The organism is Brevundimonas sp., from assembly GCF_035561115.1.
Lineage (GTDB): Bacteria > Pseudomonadota > Alphaproteobacteria > Caulobacterales > Caulobacteraceae > Brevundimonas.
This window is the reverse complement of sequence record NZ_DATMYH010000080.1, coordinates 1-18,617: the sequence shown is the minus strand read 5'-3', so window position 1 is coordinate 18,617 and position 18,617 is coordinate 1. Positions and strand designations below refer to the sequence as shown.

Below are 18,617 nucleotides of genomic sequence, written 5' to 3'. Positions count from 1 at the left end.
CATGGTCAGGAACCACCGCCGCGCCGCCGCGCTAATTCCATACGCCCGGAGACCCGCCATGCCCCGCTTCACCCTGCCTTTGATCGCCGCCGCAGGCTTGGCCCTGTCGGCCTGCGCCAGCCTGGCCCCCTACGGCCCGCAGATGTCTCCGGGCGGGCAGGGCTATGCCGAGCAGCGTATCGAATCCAACCGCTTCCGCGTCACCTACAGCGGCGTCGGCGCGCCGGGACCGGTGGCCGACATGGCCCTGTTGCGTGCGGCCGAGCTGACCACGTCGCAAGGCTATGACTGGTTCGAGGTGACCCAGCGCTGGATCGACGGCCGTCCCGACAGCGCCGGGGGCCTGCGCCCCAGCGTCGGCGTCGGCTACGGCTCCAGCCGCTACAATGGCCGTTACGGCGACTATTCCGCCTCGGGCGTCGGCGTGGGCGTCGGCCTGAACTTCAGCGGTCCGTCGCCGACCTCGACCATGCTGGAGGTGGTCATGGGCAATGGCGCCAAACCCGACCGCCCGGACGCCTATGACGCGCGCGGCGTGCAGGACGCGCTGCGCCCCCGCCTCTAGACCGGCGGGAGGCCCTTCACGAACGCCCCGACCGTGCGCCACAATTCGGCGTCGTGGCCGATCCACAGGTGGCCGCCGTCGGGATACATCACCAGGCGGGCGTCCGGGATGCGCTCCGCGACGTGGACGGCGGCCTTGTCGGTCTCATAGAGATCGCCGCGCGCGCCGACGACCAGGGCCGGACAGGCGATCCGCTCCACCGGCCAGTCCGGCGGCGCCGCCGCCGTGGCGGAGTCCATCAACAATCCCTCCCGACGCTCGCTGACGGGCAGGATGTGAAACATCACGGCGCGGGCCCGCTGCCGCTCGCTGTCGGCGGCGGCTTTCACCGTGGCCGGATCGGTGGCCAGCACCATCCGCATCATGAAGTCGGGCGCGCCCCGGATGCCGGCCCAGAACAGCAGGTCCGAGCCGAGAACGGCGTCGATCGTCCGCTGCGTCCCGGGGTCCGGCGCGGCGTTGGCGCCCGGCAGGCGATCCGGGGCATGGAGGGCCGGAACGACCAGAACGAGCCTGCGGCACCGTTCCGGATGCCGGAGCGCCAGCTGGGTCGCGGACAGGGCGCCCGCCGACCCGCCGATGATGACGGCCTGCTCGATCCCGAGCCGGTTCATGAGCCAGTCCAGGGCGTCGGCCTGCATCTCCACCGTCGCGCCCTCCGGCATGGCGCTGCGCAGATAGCCGAACCGCGACGGGGCGATGACCCGCACGCCCTCGCGCGCCAGCGGGGCGCTGAAGTCCAGGCCCTGGTCGAACCCGCCGCCGCTGCCATGGATCATCAGGGCGGGCGGGCCGGAGCCGACGTCGGCGAACTCGATCGGGCCCCAGGGACTGTCGACCACCCGGCTGGGCCCCCCGGCATGCGCCCGGGCCGCCCGCATGTCCCGATGGAAGGCGACGGAAACGACCGCAACAACTGCGACGGCCGAGACGACGATCGCGGCGGCGACGGCCGGCCAGCGCCGTCCCGCCTTCGCACGGGAGCGGGTCCGTGGTCCGTCGAAAAAGGTCATGGCCGCCTCCGGTGCGGGCGGGAGACTTCCCTGCCGCGCCGGGTGCGTCCTTGACGCCGGTCAAATTCCCGGAATCAGCGCCCGCCGCGCGTCAGGGCGCGGTATTCGACCAGCCGTTCCTTGTCGCGCCGCACCTGATCGGCGACGGCGTTATCGACGTCCAGCGAGGCGTAGCGAACCCAGCCGTCGACGCCCAGCTTGTCCTGGATCGCGGCCGTCGGCGTGCGCCAGCGGAAATAGGACAGCCAGCTGACCAGAACGCCCAGCACGAGCGCGAGTCCCTGCAGGGCGCGGAAACCGGCCTCGCCGCCGGCGGGCGCGGACTCCAGCGCCAGCGCGCCCACGCCGATGACCAGCACCAGCGGGGTCATCAGCCGCTGGGCCCATCGCATCCAGTAGCGTTCGCGGCGCACCCGCCACAGCTCCATCTGCACGTGCTTCTCGAGGTATTCCATCCGCGCGCCCAGCCACATGGTCAGGCGCGTCAGATACATGGCGCGCTGGCCCCACCCCTTGCCGTCCTGCTGGAACTGGGTCTCGGCCTGGTCGGCCATGGCGCGCGCCGAGGTGAACAGGTTCTGCAGCTCGCGGGTGCGCTGCACGATCTCGCGCGACAGTTCGTAGGAGTCATTCTCCAGCTGGAAGCGGTACTGGATGAACAGTACGGCCTGCAGACCCCAGTAGAGGCCCAGTACGGCGAGCATGGCGCCGGCGGCGAGACCGAGGCCCATGGCTTCCGATCCGGTCCAGCCCGCGAACAGCCCGGGGCCGAGGATGGCCAGGGCCGCGAAGGCCGCCAGCGCTCCGGCCTGACTCAGCCGTTTGACGGTGACATGGACGATCAGCGCCCGGAAGACGCGCCGGCCATAGCTGTGGATTCGGCTGCGGATGTCGGCGTCGACCGGAAACCGTTCCTCGATCTGACGGCCGAACAGGACGTGGAACCGGTCCGGCTTCCCGTCGGTCTCCCAGAACGGGAAGATGTCCAGCGGCTGGTTGAAATACTCGTCGATATGGGACGAGACGATCGCCTCGGCCTCGGGCGTGGCGGCGAAATACTCGCTCTCCGATATCGGGCGCAGAATGCCGTCGCCCCCGCGCAGCGGCCCGCGTCCGGAGCCCGGCGCCGGCGGAACGGCCCGGCCGGAACTGTCTTCCGCTCCCGGCGGCGGTGGATTCGGCGCAGCGTGCAGCCGGGCGTCGTGGCCCTGACCGCCGTGGCCGCCGTCCAGCGGCGTCGAGCCGGGGGTGTGATCGTCGTGCGACATACGCTTCGGCGGTCCCTGATCCTTTGAGCCCGGCAGTATGGCGGATCGCCGCCGCCGGGCCGATGGTCTTCCCTCACAGCGCGAAGCGGCGCTGTTACGCTCAGGTATCGGCGTTAACCCTGCGCCTCGGCAAGTGAAGTTTCGGTCAGAACGGATATCGCGCCATGGCGGCTGCGAAGCCGAGCAGCGGGACCAGCAGCAGCGCCTCGACGCCGAGGGCGGCGACGACCTTGCGCCGGTCGGCCTGATCCGGCTGGAACGACGGATCGGCCTTCGCCGCGCGCGTCCAGGCGATAAGGCGGACCGTCGGGACGGCCGACGCCAGGCCGATCAGCAGGAAGGTGGCGAGCTTGGCCCAGAAGAAGGGGTTGGTCTCGTAGAAGGCCCAGCCCTTGCCGCCGAAGAAGACGCGGCAGGCGCCGACGATCAGGATCAGCCCGGCCGTCGCGCCGAAGCCCGCGTCCAGCCGTCCCAGACGTCGCACGTCGATCGTCGGAACGCGCATCAGCACCCGTTCCGCCATCAGCATGGCGACCAGTCCGAAGACGAGAATGTGGTGCGCGATGGCCAGCCCGAGATCGAGCACGCGCGCCTCCTTCGTTTTGCCGCCGGGTGCAGTATAAGCCCCGCATTATGACACGTCTTCTGATCGTCGCAGCCGGGGGCGCCCTCGGCGCCGTGGCCCGCTACGGCGTCGGCGCATGGGCCGTCCGCCTGTTCCCGACCGCCGCCTGGCCGCTGGGCACGCTGACCGTCAATGTGGTCGGCGGCCTGGTGATGGGACTTCTGGCCGGCTGGCTGGCGTTCCGGGGCGGGGGGCATGGCGAGAGCATCCGCCTGTTCGCCGCGGTCGGCGTGCTGGGCGGCTTCACCACCTTTTCGGCCTTCTCGCTGGAGACGGCCCTGATGATCGAACGCCGCCAATTCGCCATGGCCGGCGGCTATGTCGCCCTCTCGGTGGTCCTGTCGATCGCCGCCCTGTTCATCGGCCTGATGGTCGCCCGCCGCGCCTTCGGAGCCGCCCTTTGACCCCCCCTGAAACCAACGAACCCATCCAGGAAGCGGAACCCGCCCCCAAACGCGAGGTCCAGACCCTCTATGTGGCCGAGGCCGAGGACGGCATCCGTCTGGACCGCTGGTTCCGCCGGCGCTGGCCGCACCTGTCCAACATCCAGGTGCAGAAGATGGCCCGCAGCGGCCAGATCCGCGTCGACGGAGCCCGCATCAAGCCCGAAGGCCGGCTGACCGCCGGCGCCGCCGTGCGCGTCCCGCCGATCCCGGACGACACCTCGCGCCAGGCCGGCGACGTCCACACGCTCAGCGCCCAGGACATAAAGTTCGCCAAATCCCTCGTGCTCTACGAGGACGACATGGTCATCGCCATCAACAAGCCGCACGGCCTCGCGGTGCAGGGCGGGACCAAGACCAGCCGCCACGTCGACCGGCTGCTGTCGGCCTGGGGGGAGGGGATGGACCGGCCGCGTCTGGTCCACCGCCTCGACCGCGACACCTCCGGCGTCCTGCTGCTGGGCAAGGGCCCCGAGGCGGCCAAGCGGCTGGCCGGCGCCTTCGCCCGGCGTCAGGCCAGGAAGACCTACTGGGCCATCGTCATCGGCAATCCCAAGCCCTCGGCCGGCCAGATCGACATGCCGCTGAAGAAGACCGGCATCAACGACTTCGAGATGATGCGCCCGGCCGACCGCAAGGACCCGCGCGCCGAGCCGGCCGAGACCGCCTTCGCCACCATCTCCCGCGCCGCCCACCGGGCCTCATGGATGGCCCTGCGGCCCTTCACCGGCCGGACCCACCAGCTGCGCGCCCACATGGCCGGCATCGGCCATCCGATCCTCGGCGACCCCAAATACGGGGACGAGAAGTCGAAGGAGCTGTCGGGCCCGCTGAAGCTGCAACTCCACGCCCGCCGCATCGAGCTGGAACACCCGTCCGGCGGCATGCTGGTGGTCGAGGCCCCGCTGTCGCCCGAAATGCGCGCCGGCTTCGCCCATTTCGGCTTCGAGGAGGCCGAAGGCAACGAGAGCGATCCGTTCGAAGGGGTCAAGCGAATCCGATGATGGTTTTTCTATCCGCTCATCCCGGCGAAAGCCGGGACCCAGTTCTGTCCAGCCTGACGCCGGCATTTCAGGACTGGGGTAACAGCGACAAGCCCAAAGTCACATCACCCAAAGCACTGGGTCCCGGCTTTCGCCGGGATGAGCGGTGATTTCTTGAGACCCCTCGCAGTCTTCGACATCGACGGCACCCTCGTGGACAGCCGCGCCTCGATCCATCGCGCCGCCTGCGAGGCCGCACGCGGCATCGGCCTGCCCGAGCCGGACTACGATCGCGTGCGCCAGATCGTCGGCCTGTCGCTCGATCACGCCATGGCGGTGCTGGAGCCCGGACTGGACCCCGAGGACCTCGTCCGCTTCATCGCCGGCTTCCGCGCCAGCTTCCAGCGCATGTATGACGAGGGCCACGAGGAGCCCCTCTATCCCGATGCCACGGCCACCCTGCGCCGCCTGCACCGCGACGGCTGGCGTCTGGCCCTGGCCACCGGCCAGAACCGCCGCGGCGTGGCCCGCAACCTCGCACGCGAGGGCTGGGCCGACCTGTTCATCTCGTCCCACTGCGCCGAAGACGGGCCCGGCAAGCCCGATCCCGCCATGCTTCACGCCGCCATGGCCGTCTGCGGCGCGGAGCCGGAGACCACGGTCATGATCGGCGACACCGCCCACGACATCACCATGGCCCTGAACGCCGGGGCCCATCCGCTCGGCGTCGTCTGGGGTTTCCATACCCTGGAGGAGCAGGTCGCCGCCGGGGCGCATCACGTCGCCGCCGATTTCGCCGACCTCGAGGCCGCCCTGGACCGGTTCGCCGCGCAGGTTCCGGCTCACAGATCCGCAGCGGGCTGATCCGCCGCCGCGCGGGATCAGGCGACCGGCATGCAGATCCGGGTCATCAGCTCCTCGGGACGGGTGGTGAACGGATCGTTCAGATAGACCTCCCAGGAGAGCGGCGGCATGGAAAGCCCCGCCGCCTTCAGGTGGTCCTCCAGTTCGCCGTAGGCCGCCCGCAGGCCCTCATAGGGGCCGCGATAGACGGCCGTGAGCGCCGGGCCGGACGGCGTCCGGGCCGCCTTCACCTCGCCGTCGGCCCGGGCGGCGTCCGACGCCGTGACGGGGAAGCCGACATCGATCTTCATGGTGGCGCCGTCCCAGTCGCGATAGACGGCCAGCGGGGGCCCTACCGGGGTGACGCCCGCGCGGGCGAAGAAGGCGCCGAGCGCCGCGAAGGCTTCGCCCATGACGTCGGAGATTTCAACGGGCGCCATTCCGGACTTTCGGGTGACCTGGAGCATGGGCTGAGGCTCCATTTCGACGGTTTCGATCTGCATCATTCTGCTCCGTTGGGCCGGGTCGAACTGGGCGAGCGCCATCCTGACCAGGACCGCTGCACGTCAATCCTCCGGTCGGCCGGCGGGGAGCGCCGGGCCGCGCAAATCCGCGCCCGAATTCGCGGGCGCGCGTTGATCCGGATCAAGGCGACCGCGCGCGGCGCGGTCAGAGTCGCCCTTCAGGCTTTGCGGGAGGCAGGCGGTGGCCGACATTCTGGTGACGTGGTTCTCGCGCTCGGGCTCGACCGAGCAGGCGGCGCGGGCTCTGGCGGGCCGCCTCGGCGCGGACGCCGAACCCATACTGACCGCGGGGTCCTACGCTGGGGCGGCGGGGTTCGTCCGCGGCGTGTGGCAGTCCCTGCTGCGTCGCCCCCCTGCAGCCCGGACCGGTGCGGACCCGACCGCCTACCGGCTCGTCATCGTCGGCACGCCGGTGTGGGCGGGACAGCCCTCGGCTCCGGTGCGGTCGTATCTGCGCCAGTACGGTCCCCGGATCCGGTCGCTGGCCGCATTCTGCGTCTCCGGCAGCGGCGCCCCTTATGACGAGGTATTCGACGAGATCGAGGACCTGACCGGGAGCGAACTCGCCGCGACCCTCAGCCTCGCCCAGCGGCAGGTGCTCGCCGGCGAGGCCGACGCCGCCCTCGACGCCTTCGCGGGCCGTCTGCGCGGGGACCTCGCCAAGGCCGCCTGAGCGGGCGGGACTGGACCGGCGCCGGGCGCGGGGGTAGAGGCCCGCAGCTGAAGGACCGCCATGATCCACATCCCGCCCCTCGATCCCAACGTCGCCGCCCGCAAGGGCTTCCGCGAGTCCGAGGAGCGCCTGAAGCGCTTCTGGACCGCCGTCGAGGTGAAGGAACGGACGGGCGCCCACGGATCGGGCTGGGCCGTCACACTGGACGGCCGCACGCCGAAGACGCCGGCCCATGCGCAGCTGGTCCTGCCGACCGAGGCCGCCGCCCGCCTCGTGGCCGGGGAATGGGCCGCCCAGGGCGAGTTCATCGATCCCGCCGCCATGCCCGCCACGCGTCTGGCCTCGACCGCCATCGACCGGGTCCGGCTGGCGCGCGAGCCGGTGGCCGAAGAGATCGCCGCCTTCGCCGGCTCGGACCTGCTCTGCTACCTCGCGGACCATCCGACCTCGCTGGCGGTCGAGCAGGCGCGCGAATGGACGCCGTGGCGCGACTGGGCCGCGCTGGAGCTGGGCGTGACGCTGGAAGCGGCCGAGGGGATCGTCCATCGGCCTCAGGACCCCGCCGCCATCGCCCGCGTCCGCGACCTGGCCCTGCGGCTGGACGACTTCGCCCTGACCGGCCTGGCTGTCGCCGTGCCCCTGCTGGGCTCCGCCGTCCTCGGCCTCGCGGTCCAGCGCGGCGCCCTGTCGGGCGAGGTCGCCTTCGAGCTCAGCCGCCTCGACGAAGCCTTCCAGGAACGGCAGTGGGGCGTCGACGCCGAGGCCGCCGAACGCACCGCCGGCCGACGCGCCGAGGCTGTGCTGCTGGACCGGTGGTTCCGCGCCCTCGGCTGACTTTCCTGTTTGGAAAGTTTTCACTTGACGATCTGGAAAGTCACGATCACTTTCCAGATCAGAAAGTGAGGAAACGCCCATGTCCGAAGACCATCCGTCCGTTCCAGGCCCGAGCCCCACGGACGCGCTCGCCGCCATCGCCCAGTCCCGCAAGGCCGTCCACGACCGCGTCGCCGTCGGCGGCTGGCGTTACGACCTGGCCTACGCCGCCCTGGTGGCGGGCATGGTCGGCGGGCAGGCGCTCGACAATCCGTTCAACGTGTCCGCCAGCACGCTCGGCCTGCTGGGTCTGGTCCTGCTGTTCCAGCACGAGACGCGACGCACCGGCCTGCGCATAACGGGTGTCTCGCCGCGCCATGCCCGATGGGTCGCCATCGCCATCGGCCTGGTCGCCGCGGCGATCATCGTCGGCGTGACCGTGGTCCGCCGCCAGTCTCCGGGAACCGACGTCGCCGTCGTCGCCGGCCTCGCCGCCGCAGCGGCCTTCGTCGCGGCCCTCGTCGGCGCCCGCGTCTGGCGCCGCGTCTGGCGCGCCGAAATGGGGGCGGGAAAGTGAACCGCGTTCCGCAGTTCGATCCCGTCATCCACGCTCCCGGCCGGCTGCAGATCTGCGCCATCCTGTCGGCCGCCGACGAGGCCGAGTTCGCCACGGTGCGCGAGGCCATCGCCGTGTCCGACTCGGTGCTGTCGAAACACCTGAAGCAGCTGGAGGAGGCGGGCTACGTCAGGCTGCGCAAACAGGCCCATGCAGGGCGCCAGCGCACCTGGCTGTCCTTCACCCCCGCGGGCCGCTCCGCCTTCGCCGCCCATGTCGCCGAACTGACCCGGCTGGCGGGAATGACCGTTCCGCCGATGCTGGGCGAGGGCTTCTCGGGCTAGGGTCGCTTGCCACCGCCAGCGCGTCTCCTTAAGCCTCGCGCTCAAGGAGACGCCGCATGAAGACCATCCTCGAACAGCTGGAACAGCGCCGCGCCGGCGCCCGCCTCGGCGGCGGCGAGACACGCATCGCCAGCCAGCACGCCAAGGGCAAGCTGACCGCCCGCGAACGCATCGACGTCCTGCTGGACGAGGGCTCGTTCGAGGAGACCGACATGTTCGTCGAGCACCGCTCGACCCAGTTCGGCATGGAAAACCAGCGCATCCCCGGCGACGGCGTGGTCACCGGCCGCGGCACCATCGGCGGCCGTCTGGTCTATGTCTTCTCCAAGGATTTCACCGTCTTCGGCGGCTCCCTGTCGGGCGCGCATGCGGCCAAGATCGTCAAGATCCAGACCATGGCCCTGACCAACGGCGCCCCGATCATCGGCCTGTTCGACGCCGGGGGCGCGCGCATCCAGGAGGGGGTCGAGGCCCTGGCCGGATACGCCGACATCTTCCTGCAGAACACCCTGGCCTCGGGCGTCATCCCCCAGATCAGCGTCATCATGGGCCCCTGCGCCGGCGGCGACGTCTATTCCCCCGCCATCACCGACTTCATCTTCATGGTGAAGGACACCAGCTACATGTACGTGACCGGCCCCGACGTGGTGAAGACGGTCACCAACGAGGTGGTCACCCACGAGGATCTGGGCGGCGCCCGCGTCCACTCCCAGAAGTCCGGCGTCGCCGACGGCGCCTTCGAGAACGATCTGGAGGCCCTCAGCGAGGTGCGCCGCCTGATCGGCTTCCTGCCCCTGTCGAACCGCGAGAAGCCCCCGGTCCGCGACAGCTACGACGACCCCGAGCGCCAGGAAGACAGCCTCGACACCCTGGTCCCGGCCAATCCGAACCAGCCCTATGACATCAAGGAGCTGATCCTGAAGACGGTCGACGAGGCCGAATTCTTCGAGATCGCGCCGGACTTCGCCAGGAACATCGTCACCGGCTTCGGCCGCCTCGACGGCCAGACCGTCGGTGTCGTCGCCAACCAGCCGCAGGTCCTGGCCGGCGTCCTCGACATCGACTCCAGCCGCAAGGCCGCCCGCTTCGTCCGCTTCTGCGACGCCTTCGACATCCCGCTGGTCACCTTCGTCGACGTGCCCGGCTTCATGCCCGGCACGCGTCAGGAGTACGGCGGCCTGATCAAGCACGGCGCCAAGCTGCTGTTCGCCTATGCCGAGGCCACCGTGCCCAAGCTGACCGTCATCACGCGCAAGGCCTATGGCGGCGCCTATGACGTGATGAGCTCCAAACACCTGCGCGGCGACGTCAACTACGCCTGGCCCTCGGCCGAGATCGCCGTCATGGGCGCCAAGGGCGCGGTCGAGATCATCTTCCGCAAGGAGGCCGGCGACCCCGAGGCGCTGGCGGCGCGCGAGGCCGAATACAAGGAGAAGTTCGCCAATCCGTTCGTGGCGGCTGGGCTGGGCTACATCGACGACGTGATCATGCCGCACGGGACGCGGCGGAGGCTGATCCGGGCGCTACGGACGCTGAAGAACAAGCAGCAGGAGAACCCGTGGAAGAAGCACGATAATATTCCGCTATGACTGCCGAGGCCCAAGCCAACAAGTTTCAGAAATCCATCGTTGATGTTGTCGCTAAGCGGGCGGCGTACATCTGTTCGAATCCGAGCTGCCTTGCTCCGACAAGCGGTCCTTCCAGTGCGGAGGACAAGGCTGTTGTGATCGGTGAGGGCGCCCACATCTACGGCGCACAACCTGGCTCGGCGCGCTTTGTCGAAGAGATGTCCTCTGCTCAGCGGAAGGATATCTCTAATGCGATCTGGCTATGCCGTAACTGCCACAGGCTGACCGATCGTGATCCGCACGGGTATCCCGCCGAACTTCTTTTCCAATGGCGTCGCGCTCATGAGCGCGATCTTTCCGAAAAGCTCGGCAAGGCTGCCGCGATTCAGAATGGAGTAACGGAGGCCCGGGCTGCCCGTTTCTTAGATGTTAGTTTGCTTGCGCAGCAGATAGTCATAGAGAAATCTAAAAGGTGGGAGTATTTTCTTACTCTTGAAATACTAAGGGTTAAATTCAATCCCATACTCAGAAGATGGTCCTTACTTAAAAGAAATCTTTATACGAAGCCGTCCGATATTGTGACGCTCGAGAACGTGGATATCTGGCGCAAGGCCCGCAACAATGAGCTTTTTAGGCAAATCGGACCGCTAACGGGGGTGATGGAAAGCGAGCTGGTATCAGCTTGGGGCCCATTGGGGCAGCCCGGTTCTGAGGTGCAAATTTTGGAAGCCTGTGAGCTGTTTTGTGATTTGGCTTCCCAGCTTCTTCAGTGGGAGGAAGCCGTACGGTTCGCTACGCTTCCCCATGATTTCGAAGAATTTCAGCAAAAACTTGCGGGGGCGGCGGGCCACATACTGGAAATACTTGTTCAAGTGCCGGAAGCCATAAAGGACGTGCTCGACAATGATCATACGGGCCATAGAGACGTGACTGTAAAGTTCGACTTGCCAGAAGGCTGGGCCGATGGCGTGATTTCTTCATACAGGGCCGGTTGCGCGGCATCCCATGGCTTGGATCCGAGCGAGATTGACTGGGACGATTAACCTCCTCTTCCTCTGTTCCCGCAACCGCCTCCGCTCCCCCACGGCCGAGCAGGTGTTCGCGTCACGGCCCGGCGTCGAGACCGCCTCCGCCGGCCTGGCGCCCGATGCGGACGAGCCATGCTCCGCCGAACTGGTGGAGCCAACGCCAACATCATCTTCGTCATGGAGCGCGCCCACCGCGCCAAACTCCAGCGCCGCTTCCGGGCGCAGCTGAAGCGCGCCCGCGTCATCTGCCTCGACATCCCCGACGACTACGCCTTCATGCAGCCCGAGCTGGTGGCGTTGCTGGAGAGGAAGGTCGCGCGACATCTCCCTTCTCCCCTTGGGGGAGAAGGTGGGCGGCGGAGCCGTCCGGATGAGGGGTAGGCCGGCTCCGGACCGGCTGGCGGCCAGTCGAAACTGACCATCCCCCTCATCCGGCCCTCCGGGCCACCTTCTCCCCCGAGAGGAGAAGGGATTATGGTGCCCCATGATCACCCTCCACGCCTTCGGCCGCGTCCATCCCTTCGTCCACGGCGAGACGCGCGACCTGCGCGTCCAGTGGGCGCTGGAGGAGATGGGGCTGCCCTACGCCGTGCGCGGCTGGGACCACACCGGCGGCGAGACCACCGGCCCCGGGTTCTCGGCCATCAGCCCCTTCAACCAGATCCCGATCCTGACCGACGGCGATGTCACCCTGTCCGAATCCGCCGCCATTCTGATCCATCTGGCGGAAAAGTCCGGCAAGCTGATCCCCGCCGACGCCGCCGGCCGGGCCCACGTCATCCAGTGGACCCTCGCCGCCCTGTCCACCGTCGAAGGCCCGATCCAGCCGCTCAAGCTGATGGACATGGGGGCCATGGGCGAACCCGGCGATGTGCGCGCCTTCCTGACCGGCTGGACCCACCGGGTGCTCGACGGCGTCAACCGCCAGCTCGAGGGCCGCGACTGGATCGCCGCCGACGACTTCACCATCGCCGATCTGCTGCTGGCCTCGGTCCTGCGCCAGCTCCGCCACACCGACCTGATGGACGGCTATGCGAACGTGAAGGCCTTCTACGCCCGCGCCATGGCCCGGCCGGCGTGGAAACGCACCCTCGACCTCTACGCCGAACGCCTGGGCGCCGACCGGGCGGCGATCGAATAGGTCGACGATCCGTCTTGACCTACCTATAACTCGCCAGTTATACGTTCAATCCATAACTTCGAGGTTATAGATTGTCCCCGACGCCCGACCACGACATCCTGTTCCGGACCCTCGCCGACCCCACCCGGCGGGCCCTGTTCGAACGCCTGTGCCGCGACGGCGAGACGACGGTCGGGGTGCTGACGGCCCAGGCGGGCGTGTCCCAGCCCGCCGTGTCCAAACATCTCGGCGTCCTGAAACAGGCCGGGCTGGTGCGCGACCGGCCCGACGGGCGCCAGACCCACTACAGCGCCCGGCTCGAAGCCCTGGCCCCGCTGACCGACTGGACCAGCCGGATAACCGGCTTCTGGGAAACCCGCATCGACCACCTCGAGGACCTGCTCAAAAGGATGGACCAATGACCGCTGCCGCGACCGAAACCCGCTCCGTCGTCGTCGAACGGGACATCCCGTTTCCGCCGCACAAGCTCTGGCGCGCCCTGACCCAGCCCCATCTGATCGAGGAATGGCTGATGAAGAACGACTTCAGGCCGGTCGTCGGCCACAGCTTCCATCTCAGCGGAGACTGGGGCGGGGTGCTGGACTGCGAGGTCCTGGCCGTCGAGCCGGAAAGGACCCTGTCCTACACCTGGGACTACGCCCACGACGATCCGGCCTACGCCATGAAGAGCGTGGTGACCTTCACCCTGACTCCCACGGAGACGGGCACGCATCTGCGCGTCGAGCAGGCCGGCTTCCGCCCGGACCAGAAACAGGCCTTCGGCGGCGCCAACGCCGGCTGGCGGCAGTTCCTCGCCAATCTCGAGCAGCTTCTGGCGCGGGTGGACTAGAGCGGCCGACAGTTTCGGCCTTCATTGAAAGGAGAACCCCATGACCTGGACTGCCTGGATCCGGCCGTTTCACCGCTGGACGTCGATCGTCTTCGTGGCCGTCGTCGCCGGCATCTTCATCGCCCTGGGCGTCGGCCGGAAGCCGGCCGAATGGGTGTATTTCGCGCCGCTGTTCCCGCTTGCCCTGCTGGCGCTCACCGGCCTGTACATGTTCGTGCTGCCGTATATCGCCCGGCGCCGGGACCCCAACGCGAGCGGACAGGAGTGAACGCCATGGCCGGGAAGCCGAAGAAGGCCGCGAAACCCGCCCTCCTGTCCGGCGGCAATCCCCAGATCCCCAAGGGCTACGGCGACGCCCCGGTCCAGGCCTGGATCAAGGCCGCGCCGGGCTGGAAGGGCGACGTCGGGCGCCGCCTCGACGCCCTGATCGGGCGCACCGTTCCCGGCGTGAAGAAGGCGGTCAAATGGAACACGCCCCTGTACGGCGTCGAGGACGGCGCCTGGTTCGTCAGCTTCCACGCCTTCGACCGCTATCTGAAGGTGGCCTTCTACCGCGGCGCGTCACTGGATCCCGCGCCTCCCGTCGCGTCGAAGCACAGGGACGTGCGCTATTTCCACATCCACGAGGACGATCCCGTCGACGAGACGCAGCTCGCCGACTGGATCAGGCAGGCCAGCCGGTTGCCCGGCGAACGCATGTGACCGGAGAGACGAGCATGGGAAAGACAGACATCGACCCGGCCGAAGAGGGCCTCTCCGCCTCGCAGCGCATCGATGCGAAGATCGCCGCGCTCGACGACTGGCGCGGCCGGACCCTGGCCCGGATTCGGGCCCTCATCCACGAGGCCGACCCCGAGGTGGTCGAGACGGTGAAGTGGGGCCGCGTCCCGGTGTGGGAGCACGCCGGCATCCTCACCACCGGCGAGACCTACAAGACCGCCGTGAAGATGACCTTCGCCCGGGGAGCCTCGCTGCCGGACCCGTCGGGCCTGTTCAACTCCAGCCTGGACGGGAACACGCGCCGCGCCATCGACTTCCATGAGGGCGATACGATCGACGAGGCGGCGTTGAAGGCTCTCATCCGCGCCGCCGTGGCGCTGAACGCCGCCCGGACGTGATCAGTTGGGCCGGCCGGCCGTCTCGAACGCCGCGATGATGGGGCAGGGGCCGACGCCCCCGGTCCGGCAGTCCCGCGCCAGCCGTTGCAGGGCGGCGCGGGCCGTCTCCAGTTCGGCGATGCGGGCGTCCAGGGCGGCGATACGGTCTTCGGCCAGCCTTCGCGCCCGCGTCCGGTCTGTCCCGGAGTCCAGCTCCAGCAATTCGCCGATCTGCTCCAGCGTGAAACCTGCGGCCTGGGCCGCGCGGATGAAGCGCAGCCGCCGCAGGTCGCCCCGGTCATAACGGCGCACGCCGCCGTCCACGCCGGAGCCCTCGCGGGCCGGCGTCTCCATGAGGCCGCGCCGCTGATAGTAGCGCACCGTCTCGACGCCCACGCCGCCGGCCTTCGCCAACCGTCCGATGGTCATGGCCGCGTCCGTCGTGGTCATCGCTTGACTCCGTACCATGGTACGGACCCCAGATAGGGCTCCAGCCGTTTCCTTGCAAGCTGGAGAAACCCCATGAACGCCCGTCCCGTCGCCGTCCTTCACCGCATGGTCATGCCCGATCACATCTGCCCCTATGGCCAGAAATCCCTCTGGCTGCTGCGCCGCAAGGGGTTCCGGGTCGAGGATCATCATCTGACCACCCGCGCCGACACCGACGCCTTCAAGGCCGAACACGGCGTGAAAACCACGCCCCAGACCTTCATCGACGGCGTCCGGATCGGCGGCTACGACGACCTTCGCCGCCATTTCGGCCAGCGCGTTCCGGAGGAGGGGGCGACCAGCTACACGCCCGTGCTGGCGGTGTTCGGGGTCGCTTTCCTGATGGCCCTGGCCATCGTCTGGCTGGGCTCGGGCGTGGTTCTGAGCTGGGCGGTGCTGCCGACCTTCATCGCCACGGCCATGTGTCTGCTGGCCATGCTGAAGCTCCAGGATGTCGAGAAATTCTCGACCATGTTCCTCAATTACGACCTGCTGGCCCGGCGCTGGGTCCCGTACGGCTACATCTATCCGTTCGCCGAACTGGGCGCGGGGGCGCTGATGCTGGCCGGCGTCCTGACCTGGCTGTCGGCCCCGGTGGCCCTGTTCATCGGCGGCGTCGGCGCGGTCTCGGTGTTCAAGGCAGTCTGGATCGACAGGCGCGAGCTGAAATGCGCCTGCGTCGGCGGCTCCAGCAACGTCCCGCCGGGCTTCGTCTCCCTGACCGAGAACGTGATGATGGTGGCTATGGCCGTGTGGATGCTGGCGGGACATTGACCGGCAGGATGCGGGTCCTGGCCACCTGCCGCAGGCCGCTTCGCAGCGTGTCCCCGTCGCCGGCCAATTCGGCTTCGATCGCCGCGTGCTCGCTTGTCCAGACCGGAGCCGCGGCGGCCAGCAGGGCGCGGCCCTTGTCCGTCAAGGCCGCCCGCCGCCCGCGCCGGTCCTTCGCATCGACCGACACCGTCGCCAGCCCGGCCCGCTCCAGCGGCTTGAGATTGGCTGTCACGGTCGACCGGTCCATGGCCAGCAGGCTGGCCACCGCGCCGATGGTCGGCGGATCGGGCCGGTTCAGGCCGTTGAGCAGGGAGAACTGGCCGCTGGTGATGCCCAGCGGCCGAAAGGCCTCGTCGAAGCGCCGCGCCAGCGTCCGCGCGGCCCGCTGCGCATGCAGGCACAGGCAGTGGTCGCGGATGTGCAGGGTCGTGGCGTAGGCGGCCGGGTTTGACATGCCGGTAGATATGTTGATATCAACATATATGTCAATGAGGGCGAAGCCCGCCGATGTGGTTCACAAGGAGTCCGTCATGATCCAGGTCACCGCCTTCAAGTGGGTGCCGCCCTTCGCCCAGGGCTCGGTCCGCGACATCCGCGTCCGCTGGGCGCTGGAGGAGGCGGGTCTGGGCTATGACGACCATCTGATCGGCTTCGAGGACCAGGCGACGCCCGCCTATCGCGCCCGCCAGCCCTTCGGCCAGGTTCCGGCCTTCAGCGACGGCAAGGTCGAGATGTTCGAGAGCGGCGCCATCGTCCTCTACATCGCGCAGAACTCGGATCAGCTGATGCCGGCCGACGAGGCGGGCCGCGCCATGGTGATGACCTGGCTGTTCGCCGCCATGAACAGCGTCGAGCCCTATGTGGCCGAGCTGGCCACGATCGACCTGTTCAACGCCGACAAGGGCTGGGCGAAGGAACGCCGCCCCGAGGTCGAGGCCATGCTGCGCAAGCGGCTGGCCGATCTGCAGACGGCCCTGGGCGACCGCCGGTGGTTCGCCTGCAACCGTTTCAGCGCCGCGGACATCCTCATGACCCATGTGCTGCGCGACCTGCGCCATACGGACATCCTCGCCGACTACCCGGCGCTGGCCGACTATGTCGCCCGCGCCGAGGCGCGCCCGGCCTTCCAGCGGGCGCTCGAGGACCAGTTGAAGCCGTTCAAGGCGGCGGAGGCGGCGCGGCCGGAGTTGGCCGCGGGTTAGGCCTGGACACGACGGAAGCCCCTGACTGGAGGTTGCGGCATGGCCCGGCTCGTCTTTGGAATGAATGTGTCGCTGGACGGCTACGTCGACCACGACAGGTTCGCGCCCGATCCTGTGCTCTTCCGTCACTGGATAGAGCAGGCGCGCGGCGCGACCGGCAGCGTCTATGGCCGTCGCCTGTACGAGATCATGCGCTACTTTGAAGAAGACGATCCCGACTGGACTCCGGAGGTTCGGGAGTTTGGGGCGGCGTGGCGCGCCGAACGCAAATGGGTCGTGTCGCGCTCCCTGACCTCTGTCGGTCCCAACGCCACCCTTGTCTCAAGCGACATGGAGGGCGTGATCCGCGGACTGAAGGCTGAGCTCGAGGGCGAGATTCACGTCGGCGGGCCGGTTCTGGCTCAAAGCCTGGCCGACCTCGGTCTGATCGATGAGTATCGCCTCTACCTCCATCCCGTCGTGCTGGGCCAGGGCGCTCCGTTCTTCGCCGGCCCCCGGCCGCCGCTCCGCCTCGTGGCCCATGACCGGATCGGCGGGGAGGCGATCCGGTTGACCTACCTGCCCGCTTGATGGCGTCACGCCGTGATGCGACCGATTCTGACGCATCGGGCTGATACGGTGCCGCTTCGGGTCTTTGACAATCGGTGAAGTGGACGGAGCGGACTCTTCGGACTCATTGGACTGTATTTTTTCGACGGCTCAGCCGACCAGCGCCGCCCGCTCGTCCGCCGTCAGCATCCGCCATCTGCCCTCGGGCAGATTGTCCAGCTTCAGTGGTCCGATCCGTACACGGATCAAGTCGACGACCTCCAGATCCACCATCTCACACATCCGGCGGATCTGGCGGTTGCGGCCCTCGCGCAGGATGAATTTCAGCCGGAAGGATTCCATGCGGCTGACATAGGCCGGCCGCAGCTGGCGCCCGTCCAGCATCAGCCCGTGGCGCAGGATCTTCAGCTTCTTCTCGGTGATGTCGCCGACCACGCGGACCAGATATTCCTTGTCCAGATCGGACTGCGGTCCGATCACCGCCTTGGCCACCACCCCGTCCGACGACAGCAGCAGCAGGCCGCGCGAATCCTCGTCCAGCCGGCCGATCGGGGGCAGGGAGGCGTCCTCGGCCGGGACCGCGCCCTCGCCGACCCGGTTGGCCTCGGTGATCAGCCTTACGGCCGGGATCTTGTCCGGCTCGGGCTGACCCGAAACATACCCCAGCGGCTTGTGCAGAACGATGGTGACGCCCTCGGCCAGGGCGGCGGCGGCCCGCTCGTTCAGCGACAGGGTCTGACCCGGTTCCAGCTTGCGGCCCGCGTCGGTCACCACTTCGCCATCCACCGACACCAGGCCGTCGGCGATCAGGGCGTCGGCCTCGCGCCGCGAGCAGACGCCGCTCTGGCCCAGCCATTTGTTGATCCGGACCGGCTCGGCGCCGTCGTAGGTTCGGGAAAAGGCCAAGGGTCTATTGGCCCAGGGCCGCGCGGGCGATCTCGTCGTCCTGGGCCGAACTGGCGCCCGAGACGCCGATGGCGCCGACGATACGGCCGTCGACCACGATCGGTACGCCGCCCGCGACCGGAACCATGCCTTCGAGCGCAAGGCTGACGATCCGGCCCGCCTGCACCCTGGCCTCCGCCGCCGCCGTCGAGCCCCGGAACAACGCCGCAGAACGGGCCTTGGCCTGGGCCACGGCGATGGAGCCGTACTGGACGTCGTCCATCCGCGCGAAGGCGACCAGGCTCCCCGACGGTTCGACGACGGCGAAGGCCATGCGGAAGCCGCGCGCCGAGGCCGCCGCGACCGCGCGGTCGATCAGCGCCTGCGCCGCCTCCAGCCCGATCG

General features: G+C 68.7%; 28 protein-coding genes and 1 pseudogene. 21 read left to right on the top strand and 8 right to left on the bottom strand.

Features of this window, described 5'->3' with window-relative positions:
• Window positions 1-58 precede the first annotated feature (58 nt).
• Window positions 59-565 carry a CC0125/CC1285 family lipoprotein gene (locus VN378_RS10300; RefSeq protein ID WP_325743489.1) on the top strand — a complete coding sequence of 169 codons (507 nt, stop codon included), beginning with the start codon at window positions 59-61 and terminating at the stop codon, window positions 563-565.
• Here VN378_RS10300 and VN378_RS10295 read toward each other — a convergent pair.
• The 3 genes from VN378_RS10295 to VN378_RS10285 all read right to left on the bottom strand — a co-directional run bounded on the left by VN378_RS10295 (window position 562) and on the right by VN378_RS10285 (window position 3,432).
• Complete coding sequence (locus VN378_RS10295; RefSeq protein WP_325743488.1) at window positions 562-1,578, bottom strand: alpha/beta hydrolase; 1,017 nt, start codon at window positions 1,576-1,578, stop codon at window positions 562-564. The genes VN378_RS10300 and VN378_RS10295 overlap by 4 nt on opposite strands.
• Window positions 1,579-1,652: 74 nt before the next feature.
• Complete coding sequence (locus VN378_RS10290; RefSeq protein ID WP_325743487.1) at window positions 1,653-2,846, bottom strand: hypothetical protein; 1,194 nt, start codon at window positions 2,844-2,846, stop codon at window positions 1,653-1,655.
• A 145-nt stretch (window positions 2,847-2,991) separates the two neighbouring features.
• Entirely contained in the window at window positions 2,992-3,432 is a 441-nt protein-coding gene (locus VN378_RS10285; protein ID WP_325743486.1) for a DUF2214 family protein, read from the bottom strand.
• 47 nt (window positions 3,433-3,479) lie between these two features.
• Here VN378_RS10285 and crcB point away from each other — a divergent pair, with 47 nt between their 5' ends.
• The 3 genes from crcB to VN378_RS10270 all read left to right on the top strand — a co-directional run bounded on the left by crcB (window position 3,480) and on the right by VN378_RS10270 (window position 5,761).
• Entirely contained in the window at window positions 3,480-3,875 is a 396-nt protein-coding gene (crcB, locus tag VN378_RS10280; protein ID WP_325743485.1) for a fluoride efflux transporter CrcB, read from the top strand.
• The gene (locus tag VN378_RS10275; RefSeq protein ID WP_325743484.1) at window positions 3,872-4,918 is read left to right on the top strand and encodes an RluA family pseudouridine synthase; all 1,047 of its coding nucleotides are present in this window, start codon (window positions 3,872-3,874) and stop codon (window positions 4,916-4,918) included. Before crcB ends, VN378_RS10275 begins: the two co-directional genes overlap by 4 nt.
• Window positions 4,919-5,071: 153 nt before the next feature.
• Window positions 5,072-5,761, top strand: a complete 690-nt coding sequence (locus VN378_RS10270) for an HAD-IA family hydrolase (RefSeq protein ID WP_325743483.1) — start codon at window positions 5,072-5,074, stop codon at window positions 5,759-5,761.
• 17 nt (window positions 5,762-5,778) lie between these two features.
• Here the strand turns inward: VN378_RS10270 and VN378_RS10265 are convergent, their stop codons facing one another.
• Entirely contained in the window at window positions 5,779-6,243 is a 465-nt protein-coding gene (locus VN378_RS10265) for a GyrI-like domain-containing protein (RefSeq protein WP_325743482.1), read from the bottom strand.
• Window positions 6,244-6,445: 202 nt separating this feature from the next.
• Between VN378_RS10265 and VN378_RS10260 the strand changes: the two genes are divergently transcribed.
• The 13 genes from VN378_RS10260 (at window position 6,446) to VN378_RS10200 (ending at window position 14,334) form a co-directional block, all read left to right on the top strand.
• Window positions 6,446-6,937 (top strand): hypothetical protein, encoded by a 492-nt coding sequence (locus VN378_RS10260; protein WP_325743481.1) that lies wholly within the window; start codon window positions 6,446-6,448, stop codon window positions 6,935-6,937.
• Between the two features lie 60 nt (window positions 6,938-6,997).
• Window positions 6,998-7,771, top strand: coding sequence for an ATP12 family chaperone protein (locus tag VN378_RS10255; protein ID WP_325743480.1), 774 nt, complete (start codon window positions 6,998-7,000; stop codon window positions 7,769-7,771).
• A 79-nt stretch (window positions 7,772-7,850) separates the two neighbouring features.
• Window positions 7,851-8,327 (top strand): hypothetical protein, encoded by a 477-nt coding sequence (locus VN378_RS10250; protein ID WP_325743479.1) that lies wholly within the window; start codon window positions 7,851-7,853, stop codon window positions 8,325-8,327.
• Complete coding sequence (locus VN378_RS10245; RefSeq protein WP_325743478.1) at window positions 8,324-8,650, top strand: transcriptional regulator; 327 nt, start codon at window positions 8,324-8,326, stop codon at window positions 8,648-8,650. The genes VN378_RS10250 and VN378_RS10245 overlap by 4 nt, the downstream gene beginning before the upstream one ends.
• A 56-nt stretch (window positions 8,651-8,706) precedes the next feature.
• Complete coding sequence (locus tag VN378_RS10240; RefSeq protein WP_325743477.1) at window positions 8,707-10,239, top strand: acyl-CoA carboxylase subunit beta; 1,533 nt, start codon at window positions 8,707-8,709, stop codon at window positions 10,237-10,239.
• Window positions 10,236-11,261: a hypothetical protein gene (locus VN378_RS10235; RefSeq protein WP_325743476.1), complete on the top strand. Its 1,026-nt coding sequence runs from the start codon at window positions 10,236-10,238 to the stop codon at window positions 11,259-11,261. Before VN378_RS10240 ends, VN378_RS10235 begins: the two co-directional genes overlap by 4 nt.
• Window positions 11,262-11,378: 117 nt before the next feature.
• The gene (locus VN378_RS10230; RefSeq protein ID WP_325743475.1) at window positions 11,379-11,627 is read left to right on the top strand and encodes a hypothetical protein; all 249 of its coding nucleotides are present in this window, start codon (window positions 11,379-11,381) and stop codon (window positions 11,625-11,627) included.
• A gap of 103 nt (window positions 11,628-11,730) precedes the next feature.
• Complete coding sequence (locus VN378_RS10225; protein WP_325743474.1) at window positions 11,731-12,387, top strand: glutathione S-transferase family protein; 657 nt, start codon at window positions 11,731-11,733, stop codon at window positions 12,385-12,387.
• Window positions 12,388-12,458: 71 nt separating this feature from the next.
• The gene (locus tag VN378_RS10220) at window positions 12,459-12,788 is read left to right on the top strand and encodes a metalloregulator ArsR/SmtB family transcription factor (protein ID WP_325743473.1); all 330 of its coding nucleotides are present in this window, start codon (window positions 12,459-12,461) and stop codon (window positions 12,786-12,788) included.
• A complete protein-coding gene (locus tag VN378_RS10215; RefSeq protein WP_325743472.1) occupies window positions 12,785-13,216 on the top strand; it encodes an SRPBCC domain-containing protein in 432 nt (143 codons plus the stop codon). Before VN378_RS10220 ends, VN378_RS10215 begins: the two co-directional genes overlap by 4 nt.
• A gap of 40 nt (window positions 13,217-13,256) precedes the next feature.
• On the top strand, window positions 13,257-13,484 hold the full coding sequence (locus VN378_RS10210; protein ID WP_325743471.1) for a hypothetical protein: 228 nt from the start codon (window positions 13,257-13,259) through the stop codon (window positions 13,482-13,484).
• A gap of 5 nt (window positions 13,485-13,489) precedes the next feature.
• Entirely contained in the window at window positions 13,490-13,918 is a 429-nt protein-coding gene (locus tag VN378_RS10205) for a DUF1801 domain-containing protein (RefSeq protein WP_325743470.1), read from the top strand.
• Window positions 13,919-13,932: 14 nt separating this feature from the next.
• On the top strand, window positions 13,933-14,334 hold the full coding sequence (locus VN378_RS10200; protein WP_325743469.1) for a DUF1801 domain-containing protein: 402 nt from the start codon (window positions 13,933-13,935) through the stop codon (window positions 14,332-14,334).
• Here VN378_RS10200 and VN378_RS10195 read toward each other — a convergent pair whose 3' ends face one another.
• Window positions 14,335-14,763 (bottom strand): MerR family transcriptional regulator, encoded by a 429-nt coding sequence (locus VN378_RS10195; RefSeq protein WP_325743468.1) that lies wholly within the window; start codon window positions 14,761-14,763, stop codon window positions 14,335-14,337.
• Between the two features lie 90 nt (window positions 14,764-14,853).
• Between VN378_RS10195 and VN378_RS10190 the strand changes: the two are divergent.
• Together VN378_RS10190 and VN378_RS10185 are read left to right on the top strand one after the other, a co-directional pair.
• A pseudogene (locus tag VN378_RS10190) lies at window positions 14,854-15,030 on the top strand (glutaredoxin); the annotation flags it as partial.
• 114 nt (window positions 15,031-15,144) lie between these two features.
• Window positions 15,145-15,576: a MauE/DoxX family redox-associated membrane protein gene (locus VN378_RS10185; protein WP_325743503.1), complete on the top strand. Its 432-nt coding sequence runs from the start codon at window positions 15,145-15,147 to the stop codon at window positions 15,574-15,576.
• On the opposite strand, the gene VN378_RS10180 is transcribed toward VN378_RS10185, so the two are convergent.
• On the bottom strand, window positions 15,545-16,030 hold the full coding sequence (locus VN378_RS10180; protein WP_325743467.1) for a MarR family winged helix-turn-helix transcriptional regulator: 486 nt from the start codon (window positions 16,028-16,030) through the stop codon (window positions 15,545-15,547). The two genes, VN378_RS10185 and VN378_RS10180, sit on opposite strands and share 32 nt — an antisense overlap.
• Window positions 16,031-16,106: 76 nt before the next feature.
• Here VN378_RS10180 and VN378_RS10175 point away from each other — a divergent pair, with 76 nt between their 5' ends.
• Together VN378_RS10175 and VN378_RS10170 are read left to right on the top strand one after the other, a co-directional pair.
• Window positions 16,107-16,778: a glutathione S-transferase family protein gene (locus VN378_RS10175; RefSeq protein ID WP_325743466.1), complete on the top strand. Its 672-nt coding sequence runs from the start codon at window positions 16,107-16,109 to the stop codon at window positions 16,776-16,778.
• 39 nt (window positions 16,779-16,817) lie between these two features.
• Window positions 16,818-17,348 (top strand): dihydrofolate reductase family protein, encoded by a 531-nt coding sequence (locus VN378_RS10170; protein ID WP_325743465.1) that lies wholly within the window; start codon window positions 16,818-16,820, stop codon window positions 17,346-17,348.
• 129 nt (window positions 17,349-17,477) lie between these two features.
• Here the strand turns inward: VN378_RS10170 and VN378_RS10165 are convergent, their stop codons facing one another.
• Together VN378_RS10165 and VN378_RS10160 are read right to left on the bottom strand one after the other, a co-directional pair.
• Window positions 17,478-18,233, bottom strand: a complete 756-nt coding sequence (locus VN378_RS10165; RefSeq protein ID WP_325743464.1) for a pseudouridine synthase — start codon at window positions 18,231-18,233, stop codon at window positions 17,478-17,480.
• 4 nt (window positions 18,234-18,237) lie between these two features.
• The coding region (locus tag VN378_RS10160) for a heme-binding protein (RefSeq protein ID WP_325743463.1) at window positions 18,238-18,617 on the bottom strand (380 nt) is incomplete at its 5' end.

What these genes read in the sequence shown, in the direction of transcription:
- VN378_RS10300 (WP_325743489.1), top strand. Translation starts at nt 59, where the DNA reads ATGCCCCGCTTCACCCTGCCTTTGATCGCCGCCGCAGGCTTGGCCCTG.
- VN378_RS10295 (WP_325743488.1), bottom strand. Translation starts at nt 1,578, where the DNA reads ATGACCTTTTTCGACGGACCACGGACCCGCTCCCGTGCGAAGGCGGGA.
- VN378_RS10290 (WP_325743487.1), bottom strand. Translation starts at nt 2,846, where the DNA reads ATGTCGCACGACGATCACACCCCCGGCTCGACGCCGCTGGACGGCGGC.
- crcB (WP_325743485.1), top strand. Translation starts at nt 3,480, where the DNA reads ATGACACGTCTTCTGATCGTCGCAGCCGGGGGCGCCCTCGGCGCCGTG.
- VN378_RS10265 (WP_325743482.1), bottom strand. Translation starts at nt 6,243, where the DNA reads ATGCAGATCGAAACCGTCGAAATGGAGCCTCAGCCCATGCTCCAGGTC.
- VN378_RS10255 (WP_325743480.1), top strand. Translation starts at nt 6,998, where the DNA reads ATGATCCACATCCCGCCCCTCGATCCCAACGTCGCCGCCCGCAAGGGC.
- VN378_RS10250 (WP_325743479.1), top strand. Translation starts at nt 7,851, where the DNA reads ATGTCCGAAGACCATCCGTCCGTTCCAGGCCCGAGCCCCACGGACGCG.
- VN378_RS10240 (WP_325743477.1), top strand. Translation starts at nt 8,707, where the DNA reads ATGAAGACCATCCTCGAACAGCTGGAACAGCGCCGCGCCGGCGCCCGC.
- VN378_RS10235 (WP_325743476.1), top strand. Translation starts at nt 10,236, where the DNA reads ATGACTGCCGAGGCCCAAGCCAACAAGTTTCAGAAATCCATCGTTGAT.
- VN378_RS10230 (WP_325743475.1), top strand. Translation starts at nt 11,379, where the DNA reads ATGCTCCGCCGAACTGGTGGAGCCAACGCCAACATCATCTTCGTCATG.
- VN378_RS10225 (WP_325743474.1), top strand. Translation starts at nt 11,731, where the DNA reads ATGATCACCCTCCACGCCTTCGGCCGCGTCCATCCCTTCGTCCACGGC.
- VN378_RS10215 (WP_325743472.1), top strand. Translation starts at nt 12,785, where the DNA reads ATGACCGCTGCCGCGACCGAAACCCGCTCCGTCGTCGTCGAACGGGAC.
- VN378_RS10210 (WP_325743471.1), top strand. Translation starts at nt 13,257, where the DNA reads ATGACCTGGACTGCCTGGATCCGGCCGTTTCACCGCTGGACGTCGATC.
- VN378_RS10205 (WP_325743470.1), top strand. Translation starts at nt 13,490, where the DNA reads ATGGCCGGGAAGCCGAAGAAGGCCGCGAAACCCGCCCTCCTGTCCGGC.
- VN378_RS10200 (WP_325743469.1), top strand. Translation starts at nt 13,933, where the DNA reads ATGGGAAAGACAGACATCGACCCGGCCGAAGAGGGCCTCTCCGCCTCG.
- VN378_RS10195 (WP_325743468.1), bottom strand. Translation starts at nt 14,763, where the DNA reads ATGACCACGACGGACGCGGCCATGACCATCGGACGGTTGGCGAAGGCC.
- VN378_RS10185 (WP_325743503.1), top strand. Translation starts at nt 15,145, where the DNA reads ATGGCCCTGGCCATCGTCTGGCTGGGCTCGGGCGTGGTTCTGAGCTGG.
- VN378_RS10180 (WP_325743467.1), bottom strand. Translation starts at nt 16,030, where the DNA reads ATGTCAAACCCGGCCGCCTACGCCACGACCCTGCACATCCGCGACCAC.
- VN378_RS10175 (WP_325743466.1), top strand. Translation starts at nt 16,107, where the DNA reads ATGATCCAGGTCACCGCCTTCAAGTGGGTGCCGCCCTTCGCCCAGGGC.
- VN378_RS10170 (WP_325743465.1), top strand. Translation starts at nt 16,818, where the DNA reads ATGGCCCGGCTCGTCTTTGGAATGAATGTGTCGCTGGACGGCTACGTC.